Genomic DNA, 25,146 nt, shown 5'->3' on the forward strand with positions numbered 1-25,146 from the left:
TCAGTCGTCTTCGTTGTCGCCGAAGTCGGGGCGGACGTCCCGGGCGGCCATGATCTCGTCGTTGGAGGTGCCGGCGGCGACCATCGGCCAGACCATCGCGTCCTCGTGGACGATGAAGTCGACGACGACCGGGCGGTCGTTGATGGAGTTGGCCTCCGCGATGACCTTGTCCAGGTCCTCCGGGCGCTCGCAGCGCAGGCCCACGCAGCCCATCGCCTCGGACAGCTTCACGAAGTCCGGCACGCGCGTGCCCTTGGCCTGAGGGTTGATGTCCTCGGGGCCGCTGTGCAGCACGGTGTTGGAGTAGCGCTGGTTGTAGAACAGGGTCTGCCACTGGCGGACCATCCCCAGGGCGCCGTTGTTGATGATGGCGACCTTGATCGGGATGTTGTTCAGGGCGCAGGTGGTCAGTTCCTGATTGGTCATCTGGAAGCAGCCGTCGCCGTCGATCGCCCAGACCGGGTGGTCCGGCCGGCCGGCCTTGGCGCCCATCGCGGCCGGGACCGCGTAGCCCATCGTGCCGGCGCCGCCGGAGTTCAGCCAGGTGGCGGGCCTGTCGTACTGGATGAAGTGCGCGGCCCACATCTGGTGCTGGCCGACGCCCGCCGCGAAGATCGTGTCCGCGGGGGCGAGTTGCCCGATCCGCTCGATGACCTGCTGCGGGGAGAGCGAGCCGTCGTCCGGCAGGTCGTAACCGAGCGGGTAGGTCTCGCGCCACCGGCTCAGGTCGCTCCACCAGGCGGTGTAGTCGCCCTTGTGGCCCTCGCTGTACTCCTTCTGCACGGCCTGGACCAGGTCCGCGATGACCTCGCGGGCGTCGCCGACGATCGGCACGTCCGCGGCGCGGTTCTTGCCGATCTCGGCCGGGTCGATGTCCGCGTGGACGATCTTGGCGTAGGGGGCGAAGCTGTCCAGCTTGCCGGTGACGCGGTCGTCGAAGCGGGCACCGAGGGCCACGATCAGGTCGGCCTTCTGCAGCGCGGTGACCGCGGCGACGCTGCCGTGCATCCCGGGCATGCCGACGTGCAGGGGGTGGCTGTCGGGGAACGCGCCGAGCGCCATCAGGGTGGTGGTGACCGGGGCGCCGGTCAGCTCGGCGAGGACCTTCAGCTCGGCCGTGGCCTGGGCCTTGAGGACGCCGCCGCCGACGTACAGGACGGGCCGCCGGGCGGCGGTGATCAGCTTGGCGGCCTCGCGGATCTGCTTGGCGTGCGGCTTGGTGACCGGACGGTAGCCCGGCAGGTCCATCACCGGCGGCCACGAGAAGGTGGTCCTGGCCTGGAGCGCGTCCTTGGAGATGTCGACCAGGACCGGGCCCGGGCGGCCGGTGGAGGCGATGTGGAACGCCTGCGCGATCGTCCGCGGGATGTCCTCGGCCTTGGTGACCAGGAAGTTGTGCTTGGTGATCGGCATGGTGATGCCGACGATGTCCGCCTCCTGGAAGGCGTCCGTGCCGATCGAGGAGGAGGCGACCTGGCCGGTGATCGCGACCATCGGCACGGAGTCCATGTGCGCGTCCGCGATCGGCGTGACCAGGTTGGTGGCGCCCGGTCCGGAGGTGGCCATGCAGACCCCGACCTTGCCGGTGGCCTGGGCGTAGCCGGTGGCCGCGTGGCCGGCGCCCTGCTCGTGGCGGACCAGCACGTGCCGCACCCGGGTGGAGTCCATCAGCGGGTCGTACGCGGGGAGGATCGCCCCGCCGGGAATGCCGAACACCGTGTCCGCGCCGACCTCCTCGAGGGAGCGGATGAGGGACTGCGCGCCCGTCACGTGCTCGATGGGGGCGGACTGCTGTCCTCCGGAACGGGGCCGCGGCTGCGGATGGTGGGCCCCGGTGGCCTGCTCGGTCATCGGCATTCTCTTCTCGATGCTGAGGGTTTTTGCGAGGTTCGGGCGGATTTCACACGCTGCACGAAAGGCACTCGTGCAACAAAAAACCCCTCGTGCCGCAAGGCAAGCGAGGGGAGCGCGCCGGTGTGGTCGCTGGGCATTCCGGATCGTCCTCCGGTGGGTCCCAGCTCAGCCGACGCGCTGTCCAAGTACGAGAATTCGGGTGCGCATGGAACTGACCCTCTCCCCGGCACGCACCACGTGTCAAGTAGGTGGGACGGGAGTCTCAGAATGTGAACGCAGGGCACTGCCGCCTCCGAAGACAGCGGGAACACCCCCTGTGTACACCCCCTGCGGTTCTCTCGCACTGCCCGCGAACACCGGTTCGGCCGCGGCATGCGGAATCGGGTACTGGCCGGATCCGAGCGCCCGGCGCAGCCGGTACTCGTCCAGCGGGCCGGTGAACGCCATGCCCTGTCCGTGGGTGCACCCCATCGCCCGCAGCGCGAGCACCTGTTCGGGCAGATCCACGCCCTCGGCGACCGACTGGAGCCCGAGATCGCCGGCGATCCGCAGCAGACCGCTGGTGATCTTGTGCAGCCGCGCGGACTCCACCACGCCCTCGACCAGGCTGCGGTCGAGCTTGAGGATGTCCACGGGCAGCCGCCGCAGGGCCGTGATGGCGGCGTAGCCGCCGCCGAAGCCGTCCAGCGCGATCCGCACCCCGAGCCGGCTCAGCGCGGTCAGCCGCCGCTCCAGCTCCTCCAGGCAGACCCCCGGGTCGGCGTCGGTCAGCTCGACGATCAGCCCGCCGGGCGGCAGCCCGTGCCGGGTCAGCAGCGCCTCCACCGAGGCGAGGGGCGAGGAGCGGTCCAGCAGCCGCCGGGCACTCATCCGCACCGTCACCGGCACGGCGAGTCCGGTCGCGGCCCGCTCGGCCGCCTGCTCCACGGCCTCCTGCAGTATCCAGCGGTCCAGCTCGGCGGTCTTGTCGCCGTCCTCGGCCACCCTGAGGAACTCCGCCGGCGTGAACAGCACCCCCTGCGAGGAGCGCCAGCGCGCCTGCGCGGAGACGGCCGTGATCCGGCCGTTCTGCAGACACACCACGGGCTGGTGCAGCAGAGCGAACTCGCCGTCGTGCAGCGCGGCCCGCAGGCGCGTGGCCAGCTCCGCCTTGCGCACGACGTCCTGCTGCATCTGCGGCTTGTACAGCTCCACCCGGCCCTTCCCGGCCGACTTCGCGCGGTACATCGCCAGGTCGGCGTTGCGCAGCAGCTCGCCCGCGCCGAGACCCGGTTCGGCGAAGGCCACGCCGATGGAGGCGTTGACCCGGACATCGTTGCCGTCGATGGCGTACGGCTGGGAGAGGGTCGCCCGGAGACGGTCGGCCAGCTCCAGGATGTTCCGCTCCCGGGCGGCACGGTCCCGCGTACCGTCCCCGACGATCAGGGCCGCGAACTCGTCGCCGCCCAGCCGGGACGCCGTGTCGCCGTGCCGGACCGCGTCCTGGAGCCTGCGGGCGGCCTGGACGAGCAGCTCGTCGCCCGCCTGGTGGCCGATCGTGTCGTTGACGGCCTTGAAGCCGTCCAGGTCGATGAAGAGCACCGCCGTACCGCGCAGGGCGGCGCCCCGGTCGGTGGCCCGGCGGCCGGACAGGGCCTGCTGCACGCGCTTGGTGAACAGCGCGCGGTTGGGCAGGTCGGTCAGCGGATCGTGCTCGGCGTTGTGCTGGAGCTGTGCCTGGAGGCGCACCCTTTCGGTCACGTCCCGGCTGTTGAAGATCAGCCCGCCGTGGTGGCGGTTGACGGTCGACTCGACGTTGAGCCAGCCGCCGTCGCCGGAGCGGAACCGGCACTCGATGCGTGTGGTGGGCTCTTCGAGCGGGCTGACGGCGAGGAAGCGGCGCACCTCGTGCACCACACAGCCCAGGTCCTCCGGATGGATCAGACCGGCCAGCTCGGTGCCCACCAGTTCCTCGGCGGCCCGGCCGTACACCCCCGCGGCGGCCGGGGAGACGTACCGGAGGATGCCGTTCGGCGCGGCGATCATGATCACGTCGCTGGAGCCCTGCACCAGGGAACGGAAGTGGTTCTCCTTCTGGGCCAGTTCCTGGGTGAGGGTGATGTTGTCCAGCAGCATGATGCCCTGCCGGATGACGAGCGCCAGCACCACGGCGCCGGCGGTGATCAGCACGACGTGGTCGGGCCTGCGGCCGTTGAGGACGTTGTACAGGATGCACACGGCTGCGGCGAGGTACGGGGTGAGAGCGGCGAGGGAGCCGCTGAGCGGCCGGCCGGCCGGATACCGGCCGTGCTCGCTCCCCGGCGCGGGCAGGGGAAGGTGGTGACCCGCGCTCCGCTGGCCCGGCACATGCTCGTGCACCACGCGCGTGTGCCCGTCGACCGCGCGGGGCTCCCGCGCGCTCCGGCGCCGGGGCGCGGCCCAGGGTGCGTAGGCGAGCAGCAGCGATCCGGCGAACCAGCCCGCGTCCAGCAGCTGCCCGGAGCGGTAACTGCTGTGCAGCAGCGGCGAGGTGAACAGGGCGTCGCACATCACGGTCAGCGCGAGCGCGCCGATCGCGGTGTTCACCGCCGTACGATTGCCCGGCGCGCGGCGGAAGTGCAGCGCGAGGACCATGCTGACGAGCGCGATGTCGAGCAGCGGGTACGCCAGCGACAGCGCGGCGTGCGCCACGCTCGACCCGTCGAACCGGGCCGCCTGGGCGAGCGCGAGGCTCCACGAGAGGGTGAGCAGCGAGCCGCCGATCAGCCAGGCGTCCAGGCCCAGACAGATCCAGCCCGCCCTCGTCACCGGACGTTTGGCGAGCACGAGCAGGCCCACGATGGCGGGCGGCGCGAAACACAGGAAGAACAGGTCGGCGTAGCTCGGGCTGGGCACGGTCCGGCCCAGCACGACCTCGTACCAGCCCCAGATCGCGTTGCCCAGGGCCGCCATGGCCGAGGAGAGGGCGAACAGCAGCCAGGCCGACCGGAAGCGCACGCGCCGGGTGCGGGCGTACAGGAAGCAGGAGACGGCGGCGGTGCCCGCCGCCGCGCTCAGTCCGAAGTCGCCCATGAAGAGCGCGACTTCGTCCGTGCCCCAGTCGAACGCGGCTCCGACGGCGTAGGCCGCGCAGACCAGGGCGATGACGAGCTGCTCCATCAGCCGGGTGCGCTCGCAGGCGAGCGGCCGGCGGGGCGGCGGCGCCTCGTGCGGGTGCGGTGCGCGCACCGCTCCGTCGAGGGTGGTCGTCACAGAGGGCGGCGCACTCACCGGGGCCTCCCGGTGAGTGCCGCCCCCGGGTCCCGACGGTCCCGGTGCGCTGGATGCGCATGCCTGCGACGGCCGCTGTGCCCGGGCCGGTGGTGACTGTGATGGCCGGAGTGGTGGCCGCGTCCGCGTGCCGCCGAGCGCCAGGGTCGCCGTCGGCGGCTCCGCCGCGTCGGATCGTTCGTCCATAGGCCGTGCATCGCCCGTCGCCCCCCTCACAAATCTGAAATGTCCATCCCCGGCGCCGATCGGTCAGCGGCGCTGCCCCTGTCGGGACGATACACCAGGATCGTCACTCAGGGACATAGCGTCTCTACGCTCCGTGACGACCAGCGGATATGCCAGCACGAAGCGCGTCCGAAAGATTGCGGAGGGTGCCGGAAGCCGCCTACCGCCCCTTTGCTCCCGCCGTTTCGGATCCGGTCGTAAGGATCACGTTTCGCAGGGGCTCCCGGTTCACGAAACGGGTCAGCTGGTCGACGAGCAGCCGCTTGGCACGCGGCAGGAAGGCCGAGGAGGGGCCGCCGACATGGGGGCTGATCAGTACACCGGGCGCCTGCCACAGGGGGTGCCCCGGGGGCAGCGGCTCCGGGTCGGTCACGTCCAGGGCGGCGGTGATCCGTCCTCGCTCCAGCTCGGCGAGGAGCGCCTTGGTGTCGACGACGGGTCCGCGCGCGACGTTCACGAGCAGCGCGCCGTCCTTCATCCGCGCCAGGAAACCGGCGTCGACGAGTCCCTGGGTGTCCTCCGTGAGCGGCGTGCACAGGATCACGACGTCCGCGTCGGGGAGCAGTGAGAGCACGTCGGTGATCGGGTGCACTGGACCGCGCGCCGTGGTGCGCCGGGAGCGCGCGATGCGCGCCACCCGCGCGACCTCGAACGGCTCGAGCCGGTCCTCGATGGCGGCACCGATGGATCCGTAACCGACGATCAGGACGTTCTTGTCGGCGAGGGAGGGGTGGAATCCGGCCGCCCAGCGCTCCTGTCGCTGGGCGCGGACGAAGTCGGGGATGCCCCGCAGCGCGGCCAGCGTCAGGGTGAGCGCCAGCTCGGCCGTGCTCGTCTCGTGCACCCCGCGCGCGTTGCACAGCCGTACTCCGGGCGCGATCGCCGGCAACTGTGCGGTGATGTCGTCGACGCCGGCGGTGAGCGTCTGGATGACCCGGACGTTCGTCAGGTGCTCCAGCGGACCCGTCCTGACCGACAGCCGCTTCATGTACGGCACCACGTACACCGCGCACCGCGCCGGGTCGCCGGGGAAGGGCTGCGCGCCGTCCTCTCCCCCGTCCCAGAACAGGTACCGGGGCCCCGTGGGCAACCCTTCGATCTCCTCGGGCGGAATGGGAAGCCACACGTCTCCAGTCATGCAAGGAGGCTATGTCAGGCACGCGCGCGTGCAGAGGTTAGGTTGGGGGCCGGGCAGAGGGAGGTTCACGAGCAGGTGGAGCGCAGGACGATCGGCGCGGGGGGACTCGCGGTGGGGGCCGTCGGACTCGGATGCATGCCGATGAGCTGGGCGTACAGCGGCTCGCGGCAGCGGGGCGACGAGTCGCTCAGAACCGTGCACCGGGCGCTGGACCTGGGCTCCGACCTTCTGGACACCGCCGACATGTACGGCCCGTTCACCAACGAGCTGCTGCTGGGCCGGGTGCTCAAGGAGCGGCGCGAGGACGCCTTCGTGTCCACGAAGGTGGGGCTGCTGGTGGGCGAGCAGCACATCGTGGCCAACGGCCGCCCCGGCTATGTGCGGCGGGCCTGCGACGCCTCGCTGCGCCGGCTGCAGACCGACGTGATCGACCTGTACCAGCTGCACCGCGCCGACCCCGAGGTGCCCGTCGAGGAGACGTGGGGCGCGATGGCGGACCTGGTGCGGGCCGGGAAGGTACGGGCGCTGGGCCTGTGCGCGGTCGGGGCGCGCGGCGGGCGCCGCTCGGGCACCGGGCTGCACGACACGACACTGCGCCAGTTGCAGCGGGTGCAGCAGGTGTTCCCGGTGAGCGCGGTGCAGGCGGAGCTGTCGGTGTGGTCGCCGGAGGCGCTCCAGGCACTGCTGCCGTGGTGCGAGGCGCGCGGTGTGGGCTTCCTGGCGGCGATGCCGCTGGGCAACGGCTTCCTGAGCGGCACGCTGACGCCGGGCGAGGGCTTCGAGCCGGACGACGTGCGTGCCCGGCATCCCCGGTTCACCGCCGAGATGATGGCGGCCAACCAGCCGATCGTCGCCGGTCTGCGGCGCATCGCCCGCCGGCACGGCGAGGAGGTCACGCCGGCCCAGGTGGCCCTGGCCTGGGTGCTGGCGCAGGGCCGCCATGTGATCGCGCTGCCGGGCACCAAGCGGGAGCGCTGGGCCGCCGAGAACGCGGCGGCCGCCGGGCTGCGGCTGACCGCGCAGGACCTGGCGGAGGTGTCCCGGCTGCCGGAGGCCCTGGGGTCGTGGGACTGACCTTCGAAGCCATCGCTCGCCCCGCGCCGGGAACCCTCGGGGCTCCGGCGGAGTATCACAGGGAGAGGGTGCCGTCGGACCGCTGCCTCGGAGGAACCGTGATCGTGCGACATCGAGCCGTACCGGCCGTACTGGCCGTGACCGCCCTGCTGCTGACGGCCGGCTGCTCCTCCGGAGGCGGCCACCTCCCGGGCGGGCCGCCGGGCGCCACGACATCCGGCGCCACCGCCACCCCGACCGGCACCGCGTCGGCCGCTCCGGCGAAGGGCTCGGTGACGGTGCTGCGCACGGTGGCCGAGGGTCTGAAGACGCCGTGGGGGCTGGCCGCGCTGCCCGGCGGCGGTCTGCTGGTGTCCTCCCGGGACGAGGGCACGATCAGCAGGATCGACGAGAAGACCGGCCGCCGCACCGAGCTGGGCACGGTCTCCGGTGTCTCGCCGGCCGGCGAGGGCGGTCTGCTGGGCCTCGCCGTCTCCCCCGACTACGCCTCGGACCACATGGTCTACGCGTACTTCACCTCGGCCTCGGACAACCGTATCGTCCGCATGCTGTACGACGAGCGGAAGCCGTCCGGCGAGCAACTGGGCGCTCCGGACACGGTGTTCAAGGGCATCCCCAAGGGCTTCATCCACAACGGCGGACGGATCGCGTTCGGCCCGGACGGCATGCTGTACGCGGGCACCGGCGAGAGCGGGCAGCGGAACCTGGCGCAGGACAGGAAGTCGCTGGGCGGCAAGATCCTGCGGCTGACCCCGGAGGGCGAACCGGCGCCGGGCAACCCGTTCCCCGGCTCCCCCGTGTACTCGTACGGCCACCGGAACGTCCAGGGCCTGGCCTGGGACGACCGGCAGCGGCTGTTCGCCGCGGAGTTCGGGCAGGACACCTGGGACGAGCTGAACGCGATCAAGCCCGGGGACAACTACGGCTGGCCGGAGGCGGAGGGACGGTCCTCCGGTGCGGGCTTCCACGATCCCGTGGCCCAGTGGCACACCGACGACGCCTCCCCCAGCGGCATCGCCTGGGTGGACGGCGTGATCTGGATGGCGGGTCTCAAGGGCGAGCGGCTGTGGCGCGTCCCGCTGAACGGCACGTCGGCCGCGGCGGCCCCGCAGGCGTTCCTCAAGGGCACCTACGGCCGCCTGCGCACGGTCGTCGCGGCGGGCGGCGACCGGGTCTGGCTGGTGACGAGCAACACGGACGGCCGGGGCAGGCCGAAGAAGGGGGACGACCGGGTGCTGGAGGCGCGGGTCAGCTAGCCGCGCCGGCCGAGGCTCCCTCCCTCACGGCCCGGTCCGGCTCCCCCGTCGTGCCCCTCCGGCTCCTTCCCTCAGTCCTCGTCCGGCTCCGTTCTCCGCGCCTCGCCCTGTTCCGCCTCGGCGGTCGGCGGTGCTGCGGGCGGGGGTTCGGCGGGGGCCCGTTCGGCGGGCGGAGGTTCGGAGGGGGCCCGTTCGGCGGGTGGGGGCTCGGTGGGTGCCCGTTCGGGCAGGCGTATCACCGCCTTTCCGGACGCGAGGTCGATGGGACCGCGGCCCGGGTCGTTGTCGCCGACGTCCTCACGGGTCAGTTCAAGCCGGTTCTGCTCGTCCCGGGTGTGCTTGCGGCCGGGCGCGAACAGATCCTCGAAGACGTTGAACACGGCTCCCCCTCCCTGCCGGTTTACTCCAGAGTAGGTCTCAGCCCGGCGTTTCGGCAGTGAGCGTCCCCGCCGCGAAGAGCCCCAGCCGGTGTGCCACCGCCGCGGCCTCCCCTCGTCCCGAGACTCCCAGCTTGCTCAGGATGTTGGAGACGTGGACGCTCGCCGTCTTCGGCGAGATGAACAGCTCCTCGGCTATCTGCCGGTTGGTGCGGCCGGCCGCGACCAGGCCGAGGACGTCCCGCTCCCGGTTGGTCAGGCCGAGTGCCGCGGCCGGGTCGGCCGGGTCCGGTCCCGTGGCCCGGGCGAGGGCCAGGCGGGCGCGCTGGGCGAGCCGGGCGACGGCGTCGGCGAGGGGGCGGGCGTCCAGATGGGCGGCGACCGCCGCGGCCAGCCGGAGCAGCTCCACCGCGCGGTCGCGCTGGTCGTCGCCGCCCTCGGCCAGCAGCGCACCCGCGAGGCGGTACCGGACCCTGGCCAGGTCGTAGGGGCGGTCCAGGCATTCGAAGGTGCCGACCACCGCGGACCAGGTGTCGGCGGTGTCCCGGCCCTTCGCGCGGAGCAGCTCGGCCCGGGTCCACTGGCCGTAGGCCCCCCAGAGCGGGACGTCGGTGGTGAGGGTCCGTACGGCCGCCGCTATCCGGTCGAGGGTCTCGGCGCGGCCGGGCCGGGCGGCGTGCAGGGTGCGGGCGTCGGCCTCGGCGGTGGCGGCGACCAGCAGCAGCGGCCAGCCGTGGCGGTGGGTGCCGGCCGGGAAACCGGCCTCCAGGACCGGGAGCAGTGCCGCGCGGACGTCGCCGGTCCTGCCCTGCGCGGCGGCGATGCCGAGGGCGATGCGGGCCAGCGGCAGCGACTGCTGGGGCCTGGGGTCGTGGGTGCCGTACCAGGCGCGGGCGGCGGCCAGTTGCCGGCCGGCCTCGGCGAGATCACCGCGGTCCAGGGCGAGGTCGGCCAGGCGCAGGGCGCCCGTGCCCCGGGGCTTGGCACTGTGCCCGCCCCGCGTCGCGTGCGCGGCGGCCTCGGCGGCCTCCTCCCACTGGCCGAGCGAGTAGAGCGCGTCGGACAGGGTGCCCCACGCCCAGGCGCCGGAGTCCAGCAGCCCGTACCGGCGGCAGAACTCGATGCCCTCACGGAGCAGCGGGACCGCCTCCCGGTCCCGGCCGACGCTCCGCAGCGCGGACGGCAGGTTCACATAGGCGCGGCCCGCGACCGGGTGCATGCCCTCCGCCCGGGTCTCCCGCAGGACCTGCCGCATCTGTGCGAGGCCGGTCTCCGGGTCGCTGGACTCCACCGTCAGGCCGCCCAGGGTGAGCAGGGCGTGCAATTCGGTTTCCCGGGCGCCCACCATCCGGGCGTACTCCACGGCCCGTTCGGCGGCGGCGAGGGCCTCGGGGCCGGGCCGGTGCTGCATGGACCAGTTGGCGGCGACCGCCAGCACCTCGGCGTGCACCTCGGACGGCGGCAGGCCGCGCACCAGGTCCTGGGCGGTGGCCAGTTCCTGCCGGCCGTCGCCCCGCGCCTGGGCCTGGACCAGCCGGGAGCGCTGCACCCAGAACCAGGCGGCGCGCAGCGGTTCCTGCTCGTCCTCCAGGAGGCGCAGGGCCCGCTTGGTGATCTTCAGGGCGCGTTCGCGTTCGCCGCCGAAACGGCCCGCGACCGCCGCCTCCGCCATCAGGTCGAGGTAGCGCAGGGGGGCGGCGTCCGGGTCGTGGCCGCTTGCGGCGCCTCCGCGCCTTTCGGGCGGTCCGGGCGGATAGACCTCGGCGTAGTCGACCGGGCGCAGGGCGGCGCGCACCTCCTCCGGGGCGCTGTCCCACAGCTCCATCGCCCGCTCCAGCAGCCCGAGTTGCTCGGTGTAGGCATGCCGGCGGCGGGCGACGACGGCGGCGGCCAGGACTGCGGGCAGGGCCTTGGCGGCGTCGTGCGCGTGGTACCAGTAGCTGGCCAGGCGCATCACCCGGGTGTCGGCCGGGACGAGGGTCGGGTCGGCCTCCAGGGCCTCGGCGTAGCGGCGGCTCAGCCGGGAGCGTTCGCCGGGCAGCAGGTCGTCGGCGACGGCCTCGCGGACCAGGGAGTGCCGGAAGCGGTAACCGTCGCCGGTCCGGGTGACGGCGAGGATGTTGGCGCCGACGGCGGCCCGCAGCGCCTCGATGAGGTCGTCCTCGGCGAGCCGGGCCACGGCGGCGATCAGGCGGTACTCCACCGTGGAGCCGCCCTCGGCGACGATCCGGGCGACCCGCTGGGCGCTCTCGGGCAGCGCCTCGACCCGGACCAGGAGCACGTCGCGCAGGGAGTCGGTGAGGCCGGTGCAGTTGCCCTCGCAGGCGGCCACGGCGAGTTCCTCGATGAAGAAGGCGTTGCCGTCGGAGCGTGCGTAGATCTCGTCGACCTGGGCCGGGTCGGGTTCGGCGGCGAGGATGCCGGCGATCTGACGGCCGGCCTCCTCGTGGGTGAAACGGGCGAGTTCGATGCGGTGGACGGTGCGCAGCCGGTCCAGTTCGGCGAGCAGGGGGCGCAGGGGGTGGCGTCGGTGGATGTCGTCGGAGCGGTAGGTGGCCAGGACGAGGAGGCGGCCGGCGCGCAGGGTGCGCAGGAGGTAGGCGAGCAGGTGGCGGGTGGAGGCGTCGGCCCAGTGCAGGTCCTCCAGGACGAGTACGACGGTGTGGTCGGCGGCGACCCGTTCCAGCAGCCGGGCGGTGAGTTCGAACAGGCGGGCCATGCCCTGTTCGTCGTGGCGGCCGGCGGCGGCCTCGCCGAGGTCGGGCAACAGCCGGGCCAGTTCCTCCTCCTGGCCGGCCGCCGCGTCGGCGAACTCCTCGGGCAGGGCGTCGCGCAGGGCGCGCAGCGCGGTGGAGAAGGGGGCGAACGGCAGCCCGTCGGCGCCGATCTCCACGCAGCCGCCGACGGCGACCACGGCGGCACGGCCGGCCGCGGCCGCGGCGAACTCCTCCACCAGGCGGGTCTTGCCCACGCCCGCCTCGCCGCCGAGCAGCAGCGCCTGCGGCTCGGCCGCGGCGGCACGGGCGAGCGCGTCGTTCAGCGTGTCCAACTCGTCGGTACGGCCGACGAAAACGGGACTGACGGACCTGGTCTCCACGGGCCCGAGCATCGCACGGGGCCGAGACGACCGGGCACCGGTTTTCCACAGCCCCTGTGCGATTGTCGTACCGCTCATGTGGGTGTTCGGCTGAGCCGACGACGCCGGGAAGGGCGCACGAGGAGGCGCGGGAGGGGGCCCCGGGGACGGCGCCGGGAGAGCCGCGGGAGCCGCCTCGGGAGCAGCCGCAGGAGCGACTACGGGGAGAGCCGGCCCCGCAGGGGAAAGGGTCGTACGACTCCGCTGGGGAGCCGTACGACCCTGGAGCTTCGAGCGGCCGACCCCCGTGCGGCCGCTCTCCGCCGGCGTGGTCACGCGGTGTGCGGCAGCCGGAGCCGGCGGGGGCGGTCGGTATGCGACTCGGCGGCCGGGGCGCCGTGGCCGGCGGACTCCGCGCGGCGGGCGGCGCGGCGGGAGCGGACGGCCTCGCGGGCCAGGCGCTCGCGCTGAGCCGCACGGCGCAGCTCGGCGGAGCGGATCTGGTGCAGTTCGAGCTCGTTCATGGCAGGTCCTTCGGAAGAGTCGGTGTCGTGCCTCGCTGTTCGCGATGACTCCACCTTCGTCTCCCAGGGGGGTCCGCCACATCGGGAGAGTTCCGCATCTTCGGGCGGCGGGCGGGCCGCACGCGCGCATAAGGGGCCTTAGACGGTCCGTAAGGTGCTCACGGTGCACCTAAGGCCCCTCTGACCTGCGATTTCTCAGCCTGCTGAGGGCAGTGCGAGCAAGGCGTCGGAGTACTTCAGGACGGCCAGGATCAGTCCGACGACACCGAGCGAGACGCCCGCCCAGGCGACCGACCTGATCCAGCCGGCCTGCGGGCGGCCGGGGGCGCCGAACGCCGGCCGGGCCAGCACGACCACTCCGGTGATCAGCGCGGCCAGCGCGAACAGGCCGGCCCACAGGGCGGTGGTGTGCCAGGCGTCGCCGTAGACCTCCTTGATCTGCTGGGCGACGCTCGCGGACGACGAGGTCCGCAGCTGGCCGACGAGCTGCTCGCGGGCGGAGGCGACGGTGCCGATCCAGCCGCCGCTGAGCGAGACGAGGCCCAGCGCCGCGGAGACGACGGCACCGGCGCCCTGGCCGGCCCCGGCGGGTGCCTTCTCACCGGCGTCCGCCACCACGCCGGACTCCTCCCCCGCCTCGGCTTCCTCGCCCGCCTCGGCTTCCCGGCCCGGCCGGGGTTCCTCGCCGTCCCGGTTCCCGGCGGCGTCCTCGGCCCCCGCCGGACCCGCGGACGGCTCCTCGATGTCCCGCTCCCGAGCCTGCGCGGTCTCAGGGGCCTGCCCCTTCTCGGCGGTGCGGGCCGCCGCCGTCTCGTCGTCCTTGCGCGCCTCGGTGCCGGTCACGGTGCCGGCCTCGGCGCCTTCCGCTGTCTTCGTTGCCATGCCCGGCACCGTACGGACGCTGTCTGAGAGGTCTCTTAATGATCGTCGTGCGCGTCACGCGCGCGTGCCGCACGCCACTCGGGGGCGAGCACCGCCCAGACCTCGGTGCTGGTGCGCACTCCCCGGTGCGGGTAGTTCTCCCGCAGCACGCCCTCGCGGGTCATGCCGAGCCGCCGGGCCACGTTGATGCTGGGCTCGTTGGCCGAGGACGCGTGCCACTCCACCCGGTGCATGCCGCGCTCCTCGAAGGCCCAGTCCAGCAGCACGTTCAGGCCGCGGGTGACCAGCCCCCGCCCGGCCGCCGCCGGCTCCAGCCAGCAGCCGGCCTCGCACACTCCGCTCGGGGTGTCCCAGACACGGAACAGCAGCCCGCCGACGAGCTTTCCGTCCAGCCAGAGCCCGTGCAGGCTGCCGGCGTCGGCGGCACGCTTGTCGGCGTACGACTTCAGCCAGGCATGGGCACCGCCGAGATCGGACACCACGTCCGGCATACCGATGTGCCGGCCGATGAACTCCCGCCCCCGGTCCACGTTGGCGAGCAGTTCCCCGGCGTGCCAGACCTCCAGGGGGCGCAGTTCGGCGCCGTCGTCACCGAGCGATGTCACGTACATCGTGCCGCTCTTCCTTTCGCAGTTCGTCCACCGTAACCAGGAGCGTACGCAGGACGAAGGCGTCGAGGACGGCGGCGGCGGCGAGCGCGATGCCGAACGCGGCGGTGGCTCCGCCCGCCTGCACGTCCTCCGAAGCCCTCGGCGAGCGGGTCGTGCCCAGGCGGGGGGGGAGAGGGTGGGCAGGGCGAGCACCGCGAAAGGGACAGCCCCCGAAGACCGCGTAAGCGATCGCAGGACACTCTCGCAGGCATAAGTGATCGTTTGCCGTGTTCCGGGCCTTGGTCACTGGAGTCAGAGGGAGGTCACGGGACAGTGCGGCGAACTCTGTCACCCCCGCGGACAGTTCAGTCGAACTGGTCTCCGAGCGCCATCACCATCGTCCCCACGATCAGCAGCCACAGGGCCCTGCGGGTACGGCCCTGGACGCCGAGCACCGCCGCCAGGGCGCAGACCGCGGCCCCGAGGGCGTAGGCGGCGGGGACGCGGGCGGGCGCGGAGCCGGTGAGCCGCATCAGGGAGGCGGCGAGCCCCGCGAGGCAGAGCAGCGCTCCGGTGCCGGCCGCGGTCCAACGGGCCCGCCGGGCGTCCCCGACGTACTCCTCGCCGTCTTCCGCACCCTCGCCGTCGTCCGCGCTGCTGCCCTGGATGCCCTCGCGGTCCTGGATGTCCTCGCGGTCCCGGGCGGCCTCGCGGATCTCGGTGGCCTCGGTTATCGCGGGGCCGGTGTCGGAATCGGTGCGTCCACTCATGGCGCGCGAGCGTACCTCCTCCGGCCGGGAAGTCCCGGCGCGGGGCGGTGCCTTCGGCTTCGGGCACCGGGCACCGGGCACCAGGCAGGCGTACGGCCCCGGAGGGCATGCCTCCGGGGCCGTACGACGGAGTGCGGGATCAGCCCTCGCTGACGCCCAGCCTCTCCAGGATCAGCTCCTTGACGCGGGCCGCGTCGGCCTGGCCGCGGGTGGCCTTCATGACCGCGCCGACCAGGGCGCCGGCCGCGGCCACCTTGCCGCCGCGGATCTTGTCCGCGATGGCCGGGTTGCCGGCGATGGCCTCGTCGACCGCCGTGCCCAGCGCCGAGTCGTCGGAGACGACCTTCAGACCGCGCTTGTCGACGACCTCGTCCGGGGTGCCCTCGCCCGCGAGGACGCCCTCGATGACCTGACGGGCCAGCTTGTCGTTCAGGTCACCCTTCGCGACCAGCTCGGTGACCCGGGCCACCTGCTGCGGCGTGATCGCCAGCTCCTCCAGCGACTTGCCGGACTCGTTGGCGCTGCGCGCCAGTTCGCCCATCCACCACTTGCGGGCGGAGGCCGCGTCGGCACCGGCGTCGATGGTGGCGACGATCGGGTCCAGCGCGCCGGCGTTGAGGATCGCCTGCATGTCGGTGGCGGAGATGCCCCACTCGGCCAGCAGCCGGGTGCGGCGGGCCAGCGGCAGCTCGGGCAGGGCCGCGCGGATCTCCTCGACCCACTCGCGCGAGGGCGCGACCGGCACCAGGTCGGGCTCCGGGAAGTACCGGTAGTCCTCGGCCTCTTCCTTGACGCGGCCCGAGGTGGTGGACCCCGTGTCCTCGTGGAAGTGGCGGGTCTCCTGGACGATCGTGCCGCCGGAGGACAGCACGGCCGCGTGCCGCTGGATCTCGAAGCGGGCCGCGCGCTCCACCGAGCGCAGCGAGTTGACGTTCTTCGTCTCGGAGCGGGTGCCGAACTTCTCGGTGCCGTTCGGGCGCAGCGACAGGTTCACGTCGCAGCGCATCTGGCCCATCTCCATGCGGGCCTCGGACACGCCGAGGGCCCGGATGACCTCGCGCAGCTCGCGGACGTACGCCTTGGCCACCTCGGGGGCGCGCTCGCCGGCGCCCACGATCGGCTTGGTGACGATCTCGATCAGCGGGATGCCGGCGCGGTTGTAGTCCAGCAGCGAGTGGGACGCGCCGTGGATACGGCCGGTGGCGCCGCCGACGTGCGTCGACTTGCCGGTGTCCTCCTCCATGTGGGCGCGCTCGATCTCCACGCGGAAGGTCTCGCCGTCCTCCAGCTGCACGTCGAGGTAGCCGTCGAAGGCGATCGGCTCGTCGTACTGGGAGGTCTGGAAGTTCTTCGGCATGTCCGGATAGAAGTAGTTCTTCCGGGCGAAGCGGCACCACTCGGCGATCTCGCAGTTCAGCGCGAGACCGATCTTGATCGCGGACTCGACGCCGGTCGCGTTGACGACCGGGAGCGCGCCGGGCAGGCCGAGGCAGACGGGGCAGGTCTGGGAGTTCGGGTCGGCACCGAGCGCCGTGGAACAGCCGCAGAACATCTTGGTCTTGGTGCCGAGTTCGACATGGACCTCAAGGCCCATGACGGGGTCGTACGACGCCAGCGCGTCCTCGTACGACACCAGGTCGGTCGTGGTGGTCACGGTGAAAACTTCCCTCTCAGCCCAGCAGGACGTCGTCGTCGCCCAGCCGCTTCAGCTCGCGGTAGAGGATGGCGAGGCCGGTGACGATGCCGGCGGCGGTGACGACGGCGTCGACGAGCCTCAGCGTGTCGTTGTCGGTACGGGCCTTCTTGATCTGCTTCATGGCACCGACCGCGCCGAACGCGGTGGCGGCCATGGACACGTACGTACCGGACTTGGACTTCTTGAAGCCCTTGGCCTTGGACAGTGCGCTCACAGCGACGGAGCCTCCTCCAGCAGCGGGTGGCCCCACTTTTCCACGAAGGCGGCCTCGACGGCGGCGCCGACCTTGTAGAGCCGCTCGTCCTTCATGGCGGGGGCGATGATCTGCAGGCCCACCGGGAGGTTGTCCTCCGGGGCGAGACCGCAGGGCAGGGACATGGCCGCGTTGCCCGCCAGGTTGGTCGGGATGGTGCACAGGTCCGCGAGGTACATCGCCATCGGGTCGTCGGAACGCTCGCCGATCGCGAAGGCGGTGGTCGGGGTCGTCGGGGAGACGATGACGTCGACCTGCTCGAAGGCCTTCTCGAAGTCCCGCGTGATGAGCGTGCGGACCTTCTGCGCGGAGCCGTAGTACGCGTCGTAGTAGCCGCTCGACAGCGCGTACGTGCCGAGCATGACGCGGCGCTTCACCTCGGCGCCGAAACCCGCCTCACGGGTGAGGGAGGTGACCTCTTCGGCCGAGTGGTCGCCGTCGTCGCCGGTCCGCAGGCCGTAGCGCAGGCCGTCGAAGCGGGCGAGGTTCGAGGAGCACTCGGACGGCGCGATCAGGTAGTACGCCGACAGGGCGAGGTCGAAGGACGGGCAGTCCAGCTCGACGATCTCGGCGCCCAGCTCCTTGAGCAGCTCGACCGACTCGTCGAAGCGCTGGATGACGCCGGCCTGGTAGCCCTCGCCGCGGAACTGCTTGACCACACCGACGCGCATGCCACGCACGCTGCCGTTGCGGGCGGCCTCGACGACCGGCGGGACCGGGGCGTCGATGGAGGTGGAGTCCAGCGGGTCGTGGCCGGCGATCACCTCGTGCAGCAGGGCCGCGTCCAGGACCGTACGGGCACAGGGGCCGCCCTGGTCCAGGGAGGAGGAGAAGGCGACCATGCCGTAGCGGGAGACCGCGCCGTACGTCGGCTTCACGCCGACCGTGCCGGTGACGGCGGCCGGCTGGCGGATGGAACCGCCGGTGTCGGTGCCGATGGCGAGCGGGGCCTGGAAGGAGGCGAGCGCGGCGGAGGAGCCGCCGCCGGAGCCGCCGGGGATCTTCGTGAGGTCCCAGGGGTTGCCGGTCGGGCCGTAGGCGCTGTTCTCGGTGGAGGAGCCCATGGCGAACTCGTCCATGTTGGTCTTGCCGAGGATGACGACGTCGGCGGCCTTCAGCCGCTTGGTGAGCGTCGCGTCGTACGGCGGGATCCAGCCCTCGAGGATCTTCGAGCCGACGGTCGTGGGCACGCCCTCGGTGGTGAAGATGTCCTTGAGCGCGAGCGGGACGCCGGCCAGGGGGCCGAGCTTCTCGCCGCGGGCGCGCTTCTCGTCCACGGCGCGGGCCTGAGCGAGGGCACCCTCGCGGTCGACGTGGAGGAAGGCGTGCACCTTCTCGTCGACCGCTTCGATGCGCGCGAGGTGGGCCTCCGTCACCTCGACGGCCGTCAGCTCGCCGGAGGCGATCTTCGCGGCGGTCTCGGCGGCGGTGAGCTTGATGATGGTGTTGTCCGTCATGGCGGTCACTCCTCCCCCAGGATCTGCGGCACCTTGAAACGCTGCTGCTCCTGGGCCGGGGCGCCGGAGAGCGCCTGCTCGGGGGTGAGCGAGGGACGGACCTCGTCCGCCCGCATGACGTTCGTCAGCGGGAGCGGGTGGGAGGTCGGCGGTACGTCTTGGTCGGCGACCTCGCTGACGCGGGCGACCGCGCCGATGATGTCGTCCAGCTGGCCGGCGAAGTGATCGAGTTCTTCGGGCTTGAGCTCCAGACGCGCCAGCCGGGCGAGGTGGGCGACCTCCTCGCGCGTGATGCCAGGCATGCAGCGATCCTCAGGGGTGAGTGTGTGTGGTTTGGGCCCAATCCTATGGGGCGGGCGCCCGTGCCCGTGAAACGGTTTCCCGGGGCACCGTCCTCACCCGTGGCGGCGGTCCCACGCCGCGCTCTTCAGGAAGTGGTTGTCGTACAGCTCCTGGACCTCCAGCAGGCTCTCCGGGGTGGCCTCGCCCAGACGGATCCGCTGGAGGTGGCGGAAGTACTCGAAGCGCTCGACGCCGGGGGTGATGACGATGAGCAGGTCGGCGGTGCTGCCGGGGGCGGCGGCGAAGGCGTGCGGCCGGTCCGGCGGAACGACGATCAGATCGCCGCGCTCGGCGGTGACGACGTCGTCGCCGGAGAGGACCTCGGCCTCGCCGTCGAGCAGATAGAACATCTCGGCCGAGTGGCGGTGCACGTGCGGGCGGGCACCGTCGGCCCCCTCGGCGAGGGTGACCCGCACGGTGGACAGCGCGCCGCCGCTGGCGCTGCTGTCGGCCAGCAGTTTCACGGCGACGGGGGCGCCGCCGACGACCTCCGCCTCGGCGTCCCGGACCAGCACGGTCTCGTCGAACTCGGGCACGAACAACGACATGGCACATCCCCCTCGGCCGGCGGTCAGAGCGCGAACAGCAGTCCGGCGCTGATCAGTACAACGATCGCGGTGGCGAAGTGGATCCCGAAGGCGACGGCTTTCGCGCCGCCCTCGCGCAGGACTATCAGGGTGTCGACGAGCGGCACGAGCGCCACGCAGACCATGAACCAGGCCTCGGCGCGGGCACCGGCGAAGGCGAGCAGGGCGAGGCCCAGCAGCCCGAAGGTGCCGTCCCTCGCCCCCTTGACCGACAGGTAGGCGCGGGCGTCGCCGCGCGGGTCGGCCGGGACGCCGTAGCCGGCCGCCGCGGGGCCGGGCCGGAACCAGAACCGGTAGCCGAGGAAGACGCAGAACAGGTCGAGCAGGACGGCGAGGCTGTACGCGGTGACGGTCATGCTTCTCTCCCCATTGCCAGTTTTCTAGCAGTGCTAGGAACAAGAGTGACGCTAGCAGAGCGATGACAGATTGGCTAGCACTGCTAGAATCACGGTCATGTCGATCCAGACGCGCCGGGAGCGCGAACGAGCGGAACGCGAGCGGCTGATCGTCACGGCCGCACGGGAGCTGGCCGAGACCGAGGGCTGGGACGCGGTGACCACACGCCGACTGGCCGCCGAGATCGAGTACAGCCAGCCGGTCCTCTACAGCCACTTCAAGGGCAAGGAGGCGATCATGGCGGCGGTCGCGGTGCAGGGCTGCGCCGACCTGGCGGTGGAGCTACGGCAGGCCCGTGCGGCGGCGCGGGGCACGCACGAGGCGCTGGCGGCGGTGGCGCGGACGTACACGTCCTTCGCGCGGCGCAGGCCCGCCCTCTACGACGCGATGTTCACGCATCTGGTGGACCTGCCGTTCGCCACGGAGGAGGCACCGGCGCCGCTGCGGGAGGCGTTCGGCGAGCTGCTGGTCGCCGTGGAGCCGATCGCGGCCGAGGGCGAGGACCCGGGCCTGCTCACGGAGACCTTCTGGGCGGGGCTGCACGGGCTGACGACGCTGATGCGGAGCGGCAGACTGCCGGAGCATGCGCACGAGACACGTCTGGCTCTGCTGATCGACCACTTCGCGGGCGGCTGAGCCCGGCCGGCGCGGAGCGCTCCGCGGGGCGGAGGACCGTGCCGCGGGCGGGCCGACGGGGAGGCTACTCGGCGGCGGGCAGCGCGGCGCGCGGCCGCTGCCACCCCCGGGAGCCCCGCGCCAGCAGCCACGCGGTCGCCTCGTCCGGAGGCATCGCCGCGGCCACCAGCCACCCCTGGACCGCGTCGCAGCCCAGATCCCGCAGCCGCTCCCAGGTCTCGTCGTCCTCCACGCCCTCGGCGACGACGAGGAGGCCCAGCGAATGGGCGAGGTCGACGGTGCAGCGCACGATCTCGGCGTCCTCGGCGTCGACCGCCAGCCGGGCCACGAAGGAGCGGTCGATCTTCAGCTCGCTGACCGGCAGCCGCCGCAGGTGCACCAGGGACGAGTACCCGGTGCCGAAGTCGTCGAGGGACATCTTCACGCCGTGCCCGGTGAGCCCGGCGAGGGTGTCGGCGGCCCGCTGCGGATCCTCCAGCAGCACGTGTTCCGTTATCTCCAGCTGGAGCGCCCCGGCGGGGACCCCGTGCCGGGCCAGCCGGGCGGCGACGGAGCCGGCGAAGCCGGGCGTGTGGACGTCGCGCGGGGAGACGTTGACGGCGACGGGCACCCGCAGGCCCTGCGCGCGCCACCGGGCGACCTGGCCGAGCGCCGTCTCCAGCACGTACTCGGTGAGGTGGGGCATCAGCCCCGAGGACTCGGCTATCGCTATGAACTCGTCGGGCGGAACCTTCCCGCGCTCGGGGTGCACCCAGCGCACCAGCGCCTCCAGGCCGGCGACCTGGCCGTCGAAGCGGACCTTGGGCTGGTAGTGGAGCTGCACCTCGTGCGCGTCCAGCGCCCGGCGCAGGTCGCCCAGCAGGCCCAGGCGGTCCGGGGTGTTGGAGTCCCGCTTGGACTCGTAGACCTCGACGCCCGTACGGTCCCGCTTCGCCTGGTACATCGCGACGTCGGCGCGGCGCAGCAGGCCCTCGGCGTCGAGCGCGTGATCGGGGAAGACGGCGACGCCCGCGCTGGCCTCCAGGACCAGGGTGAGCCCGTCGAGGTCGAGCGGGGAGCTGAGGGCGGTGACGAGACCGCGGGCGACGCGCGTGGCCGACGTGGTGGAGTCGGCGACGGGCAGTAAGACGGCGAACTCGTCGCCGCCGAGCCGGGCGGCCTCGGCGCCGCGCGGCAGGGCGAGCCGCAGCCGGTCGGCGATCTGGAGCAGCAGCCGGTCGCCGGCCAGATGGCCAAGCGTGTCGTTCACCGACCGGAAACGATCGAGGTCGATCAGCATGAGCGCGGCACGGGCCCCGATGCGTTCGGCGTCGTCCAGGGCGGTCCAGATCCGCTCCAGCAGCCACTGCCGGTTGGGCAGCCCGGTCAGCGGATCGCGCAGCTGCTCCTCGGCACGGGCGCGGGCCATCCAGAGCGTGGAGTCCAGCGCGATGAGCGGGATGGCGAACAGCGGGAGCAGGACGGGCTGGGCGTCGGCGACGACGCACACCAGGGGCGCGATGCCGAGCAGCGCGACGGCGACCAGTCCCTGTCTGACCAGAGCGGTCCGGGCGACGGTGGGCACCCCGCCGCCGCGCGGGGCGTGCAGGTACCACAGCAGGCCGCGGCTGACGGCGAGATAGGCGACCGCGACCAGGACGACCTCGGGGGCCGTGGCGATGCTCCAGCTGTCGGGACGCCAGGGCTCCTCGACGCTCGGGACCCGGCCGAACGCGCCGAGCAGCAGGGCGCCGACGCCGATGCCGAGGATGTCCACCGCGCCGTGCAGCACGCCCTGCCGCCAGCGGTGCCGGCGGGCGATGCCGACGAGGACGACGACGGTGAGGCTGACCAGTCCGGCGGGCACCCAGCCGTACAGCAGCAGGACGGCGAGAGTGAGGGCGGCGCCCGATCCGGTGCCGCCCCACCAGCGGGCGCGGCCCAGCATCACGAGGTGGCCGACGATGACGCCGGTGAGCAGGGCCAGCGCCCAGCCGACCGTGCCGCACGGGAAGAGGGCGTGGTGGCCGGCGTAGGCGCGGTAGAAGCCGGCGCCCAGGGTGAAGCCCGCGGCGGCGACGAGGGCCGCGGGCAGCGCCGGCCAGGACGGCTGCCGTTCGGTGCCGGCGTCGGCCAGGCCGGGGGCGGACTCGATGGCGAGCGGCAGGGGGCGGGCCTCGGCGGCGGCCGGTCCGGCCGGGCGGATCTGCACGCCCGTACGCCCGTCGTCCCGCCCGGTCCGTCGGTTCCCCCGCCACGCGCCCGCGCGGCGGCGCAGGCGCAGCCATGAGTCCGGGGCGGCGCTCTCGGTCGGTTCCATTCCCGTCCCTCTCACAGCCGGCGGTGCCCACGCCACGCGGCCCGATGCCCGACAACCATCAGCAGCTCCGCGTCGAAGAAACCTTCCCCGCGCCTGTGGAGAGCACGGAGATGCCCCGACCGCAGCTGGGCACGGCAGGCGCACATCTCAACAGTAGGCCGCAGAAGGCTTCCACGGGCAGCGGTCTCCGACGGTTGCCCGAATGCGCCCGGGCCACCCGTATGCAACTGATATGCGCCGATCGGGTGGCCTTCAACCGCTACTCCTCGGTCGGAAGCGCGACTTCGGCCGCGGCTTCGGGGCCCTGCTCCAGAAGGACGGCGAAACCGTCCTCGTTCAGGACAGGAACCTTCACTTGCATGGCCTTGTCGTACTTCGATCCAGGATTTTCACCCACTACGACGAACGAGGTCTTTTTCGAAACCGAACCGGTCACTTTCGCGCCCCGGCTCTGCAGCGCGTCCTTGGCGCCGTCCCGGGTGAAGTTCTCCAGCGTGCCGGTCACGACGACCGTGAGCCCCTCCAGCGGACGCGGCCCCTCGTCCTCCCCGGTCGACTCCTCCTCCAGCGGGACTCCCGCGGCCTTCCACTTGCGGACGATCTCACGGTGCCAGTCCTCGGCGAACCATTCCTTGAGCGCGGCGGCGATGATCGGGCCGACGCCGTCGGTGGCCGCCAGCTCCTCCTCGGTGGCCTGTTCGATGCGGTCGACGGAGCGGAACTCGCGCGCGAGGGCCTGCGCGGCCACCGGTCCCACATGCCGGATCGACAGCCCGTTCAGGAAGCGGGCGAGCGGACGGGACTTGGCCGCCTCGACGTTCGCCAGCAGCGCGAGGGTGTTCTTCTTCGGCTCGCCCTTCTGGTTGGCGAAGACCGTGACCACCTTCTCCTCGCCGGTCTTGGGATCGCGCTTGGGCAGGCCGCTGTCGGGGTCGAGGACATAGGCCTTGATGGGCAGCAGCTTCTCCACCGTCAGGTCGAACAGGTCGCCCTCGTCCACCAGCGGCGGCTCGGCCGGCTCCAGCGGGCGGGTGAGCGCGGCGGCGGCCACCGCGCCGAAGTTCTCGATGTCCAGGCACTCCCGGCCCGCCAGGTACGAGACGCGCTCGCGCAACTGGGCAGGGCAGGTACGGGCGTTGGGGCAGCGGAGGTCGATGTCGCCCTCCTTCATGGGCCGCAGCGCCGTGCCGCACTCGGGGCACTCGCTCGGCATCACGAACTCCCGCTCGCCGCCGTCGCGCAGGTCGACCACCGGGCCGAGGATCTCGGGGATGACGTCACCGGCCTTGCGGATGACGACGGTGTCACCGATGAGGACGCCCTTGGCCTTGACGACCTCCTGGTTGTGCAGGGTGGCGAACTCCACCTCGCTGCCCGCCACCGTGACCGGTTCGACCTGGGCGTACGGCGTGACGCGGCCCGTGCGGCCGACACCCACCTTGATGTCGATGAGCTTGGTGTTGACCTCTTCCGGCGCGTACTTGTAGGCGATCGCCCAGCGGGGGGCCCGCGCGGTGGAGCCGAGCCGCCCCTGGAGGCGGATCTCGTCCAGCTTCACCACGACACCGTCGATCTCGTGCTCCACGGAGTGGCGGTTCTCGCCGTAGTGCGCGATGAACTCGCGGACGCCGTCGAGGTCGTCGACCACGCGGTTGTGCCGGGAGGTGGGCAGACCCCAGGTCTTCAGCAGGTCGTACGCCTGGGAGAGGCGGGTCATGCCCGTGTAGCCCTCCAGGGCGCCGATGCCGTGGACGACCATGTGCAGCGGGCGGGTGGCGGTGACCCGCGGGTCCTTCTGGCGCAGCGAACCGGCGGCGGCGTTGCGCGGGTTGGCGAACGGCTTGTCGCCCGCCGCGACCAACCGCTCGTTCAGCTCGAGGAACTTCTCCATCGGGAAGTAGACCTCGCCGCGGACCTCCACCAGGTCGGGCACCTCGTCGCCCTTGAGGCGGTCCGGGATCTCCGCGATGGTGCGGACGTTCGGTGTGATGTCCTCGCCGGTGCGGCCGTCGCCACGGGTCGCCGCGCGGGTGAGGCGCCCGTTCTCGTAGGTGAGGTTGACCGCGAGGCCGTCCACCTTCAGCTCGCACAGGAAGTGGTACGCCTGGTCGCCCAGCTCCTTGGCGATGCGGTCGGCCCAGGCGGCCAGCTCGTCGTCGTTGAAGGTGTTGTCCAGCGACAGCATCCGCTGGCGGTGCTCGACCGCCGTGAACTCCGTCTCGTAGGACCCCGCGACCTTCTGGGTGGGCGAGTCCGGGGTGCGCAGTTCCGGATACTGCTCCTCCAGCGCCTCCAGGGACTTCAGGAGCTGGTCGAACTCCGCGTCGCTGACGACGGGCGCGTCCTTCACGTAGTACCGGAAGCGGTGCTCCTCGACCTGCTCCGCCAGCTGCGCGTGCTTGTCGCGGGCCTCGGCGGGCACCGCCGTCGTCTCCGCCTGCTTGTCGCCGGCCACCGTGTTGTCC

20 protein-coding genes are annotated in these 25,146 nt (G+C 72.5%); 3 read left to right on the forward strand and 17 right to left on the reverse strand.

Going from position 1 to position 25,146, the window contains the following annotated elements:
* From ACZ7KF_RS19510 to ACZ7KF_RS19520, 3 genes are all read right to left on the reverse strand, one after another.
* Complete coding sequence (locus ACZ7KF_RS19510; RefSeq protein WP_471076072.1) at window positions 1-1,851, reverse strand: acetolactate synthase large subunit; 1,851 nt, start codon at window positions 1,849-1,851, stop codon at window positions 1-3.
* A gap of 243 nt (window positions 1,852-2,094) precedes the next feature.
* Complete coding sequence (locus ACZ7KF_RS19515; RefSeq protein WP_471076075.1) at window positions 2,095-5,103, reverse strand: putative bifunctional diguanylate cyclase/phosphodiesterase; 3,009 nt, start codon at window positions 5,101-5,103, stop codon at window positions 2,095-2,097.
* Between the two features lie 385 nt (window positions 5,104-5,488).
* Entirely contained in the window at window positions 5,489-6,466 is a 978-nt protein-coding gene (locus tag ACZ7KF_RS19520; protein WP_471076078.1) for a 2-hydroxyacid dehydrogenase, read from the reverse strand.
* Window positions 6,467-6,541: 75 nt separating this feature from the next.
* On the opposite strand from ACZ7KF_RS19520, the gene ACZ7KF_RS19525 reads away from it, so the two are divergent.
* Both ACZ7KF_RS19525 and ACZ7KF_RS19530 read left to right on the forward strand, forming a co-directional pair.
* Window positions 6,542-7,540, forward strand: a complete 999-nt coding sequence (locus ACZ7KF_RS19525; RefSeq protein WP_471076081.1) for an aldo/keto reductase — start codon at window positions 6,542-6,544, stop codon at window positions 7,538-7,540.
* 98 nt (window positions 7,541-7,638) lie between these two features.
* Window positions 7,639-8,796 (forward strand): PQQ-dependent sugar dehydrogenase, encoded by a 1,158-nt coding sequence (locus ACZ7KF_RS19530; protein ID WP_471076084.1) that lies wholly within the window; start codon window positions 7,639-7,641, stop codon window positions 8,794-8,796.
* Between the two features lie 71 nt (window positions 8,797-8,867).
* Here ACZ7KF_RS19530 and ACZ7KF_RS19535 read toward each other — a convergent pair whose 3' ends face one another.
* The 12 genes from ACZ7KF_RS19535 to ACZ7KF_RS19590 form a co-directional block, all read right to left on the reverse strand.
* Window positions 8,868-9,176, reverse strand: coding sequence for a DUF6191 domain-containing protein (locus tag ACZ7KF_RS19535; RefSeq protein WP_471076087.1), 309 nt, complete (start codon window positions 9,174-9,176; stop codon window positions 8,868-8,870).
* A 37-nt stretch (window positions 9,177-9,213) separates the two neighbouring features.
* The gene (locus ACZ7KF_RS19540) at window positions 9,214-12,282 is read right to left on the reverse strand and encodes a helix-turn-helix transcriptional regulator (RefSeq protein WP_471076090.1); all 3,069 of its coding nucleotides are present in this window, start codon (window positions 12,280-12,282) and stop codon (window positions 9,214-9,216) included.
* A 299-nt stretch (window positions 12,283-12,581) separates the two neighbouring features.
* Window positions 12,582-12,773, reverse strand: coding sequence for a hypothetical protein (locus ACZ7KF_RS19545; protein WP_471076093.1), 192 nt, complete (start codon window positions 12,771-12,773; stop codon window positions 12,582-12,584).
* 195 nt (window positions 12,774-12,968) lie between these two features.
* Entirely contained in the window at window positions 12,969-13,655 is a 687-nt protein-coding gene (locus tag ACZ7KF_RS19550) for a hypothetical protein (RefSeq protein ID WP_471076096.1), read from the reverse strand.
* Window positions 13,656-13,690: 35 nt separating this feature from the next.
* The gene (locus ACZ7KF_RS19555; protein WP_471076099.1) at window positions 13,691-14,266 is read right to left on the reverse strand and encodes a GNAT family N-acetyltransferase; all 576 of its coding nucleotides are present in this window, start codon (window positions 14,264-14,266) and stop codon (window positions 13,691-13,693) included.
* Between the two features lie 344 nt (window positions 14,267-14,610).
* Window positions 14,611-15,015, reverse strand: coding sequence for a hypothetical protein (locus ACZ7KF_RS19560; protein WP_471076102.1), 405 nt, complete (start codon window positions 15,013-15,015; stop codon window positions 14,611-14,613).
* 139 nt (window positions 15,016-15,154) lie between these two features.
* Window positions 15,155-16,669, reverse strand: a complete 1,515-nt coding sequence (gatB, locus tag ACZ7KF_RS19565) for an Asp-tRNA(Asn)/Glu-tRNA(Gln) amidotransferase subunit GatB (protein ID WP_471076105.1) — start codon at window positions 16,667-16,669, stop codon at window positions 15,155-15,157.
* Window positions 16,670-16,685: 16 nt separating this feature from the next.
* On the reverse strand, window positions 16,686-16,925 hold the full coding sequence (locus ACZ7KF_RS19570; RefSeq protein WP_471076108.1) for a hypothetical protein: 240 nt from the start codon (window positions 16,923-16,925) through the stop codon (window positions 16,686-16,688).
* Window positions 16,922-18,421, reverse strand: a complete 1,500-nt coding sequence (gene gatA / locus ACZ7KF_RS19575) for an Asp-tRNA(Asn)/Glu-tRNA(Gln) amidotransferase subunit GatA (protein WP_471076111.1) — start codon at window positions 18,419-18,421, stop codon at window positions 16,922-16,924. The genes ACZ7KF_RS19570 and gatA overlap by 4 nt, the downstream gene beginning before the upstream one ends.
* 5 nt (window positions 18,422-18,426) lie before the next feature.
* Complete coding sequence (gene gatC / locus ACZ7KF_RS19580) at window positions 18,427-18,723, reverse strand: Asp-tRNA(Asn)/Glu-tRNA(Gln) amidotransferase subunit GatC (protein WP_006130840.1); 297 nt, start codon at window positions 18,721-18,723, stop codon at window positions 18,427-18,429.
* Between the two features lie 93 nt (window positions 18,724-18,816).
* Entirely contained in the window at window positions 18,817-19,311 is a 495-nt protein-coding gene (locus tag ACZ7KF_RS19585) for a cupin domain-containing protein (protein ID WP_471076115.1), read from the reverse strand.
* Window positions 19,312-19,334: 23 nt separating this feature from the next.
* Window positions 19,335-19,706 carry a DUF4267 domain-containing protein gene (locus ACZ7KF_RS19590; protein WP_471076118.1) on the reverse strand — a complete coding sequence of 124 codons (372 nt, stop codon included), beginning with the start codon at window positions 19,704-19,706 and terminating at the stop codon, window positions 19,335-19,337.
* Window positions 19,707-19,803: 97 nt separating this feature from the next.
* On the opposite strand from ACZ7KF_RS19590, the gene ACZ7KF_RS19595 reads away from it, so the two are divergent.
* Complete coding sequence (locus ACZ7KF_RS19595; protein ID WP_471076121.1) at window positions 19,804-20,382, forward strand: TetR/AcrR family transcriptional regulator; 579 nt, start codon at window positions 19,804-19,806, stop codon at window positions 20,380-20,382.
* A 64-nt stretch (window positions 20,383-20,446) separates the two neighbouring features.
* On the opposite strand, the gene ACZ7KF_RS19600 is transcribed toward ACZ7KF_RS19595, so the two are convergent.
* Window positions 20,447-22,681, reverse strand: a complete 2,235-nt coding sequence (locus ACZ7KF_RS19600) for a putative bifunctional diguanylate cyclase/phosphodiesterase (protein WP_471076124.1) — start codon at window positions 22,679-22,681, stop codon at window positions 20,447-20,449.
* A gap of 259 nt (window positions 22,682-22,940) precedes the next feature.
* Entirely contained in the window at window positions 22,941-25,136 is a 2,196-nt protein-coding gene (gene ligA, locus ACZ7KF_RS19605; protein ID WP_471076127.1) for an NAD-dependent DNA ligase LigA, read from the reverse strand.
* Window positions 25,137-25,146: the final 10 nt, after the last annotated feature.

It is taken from the genome of Streptomyces sp. NPDC038200, assembly GCF_055600785.1.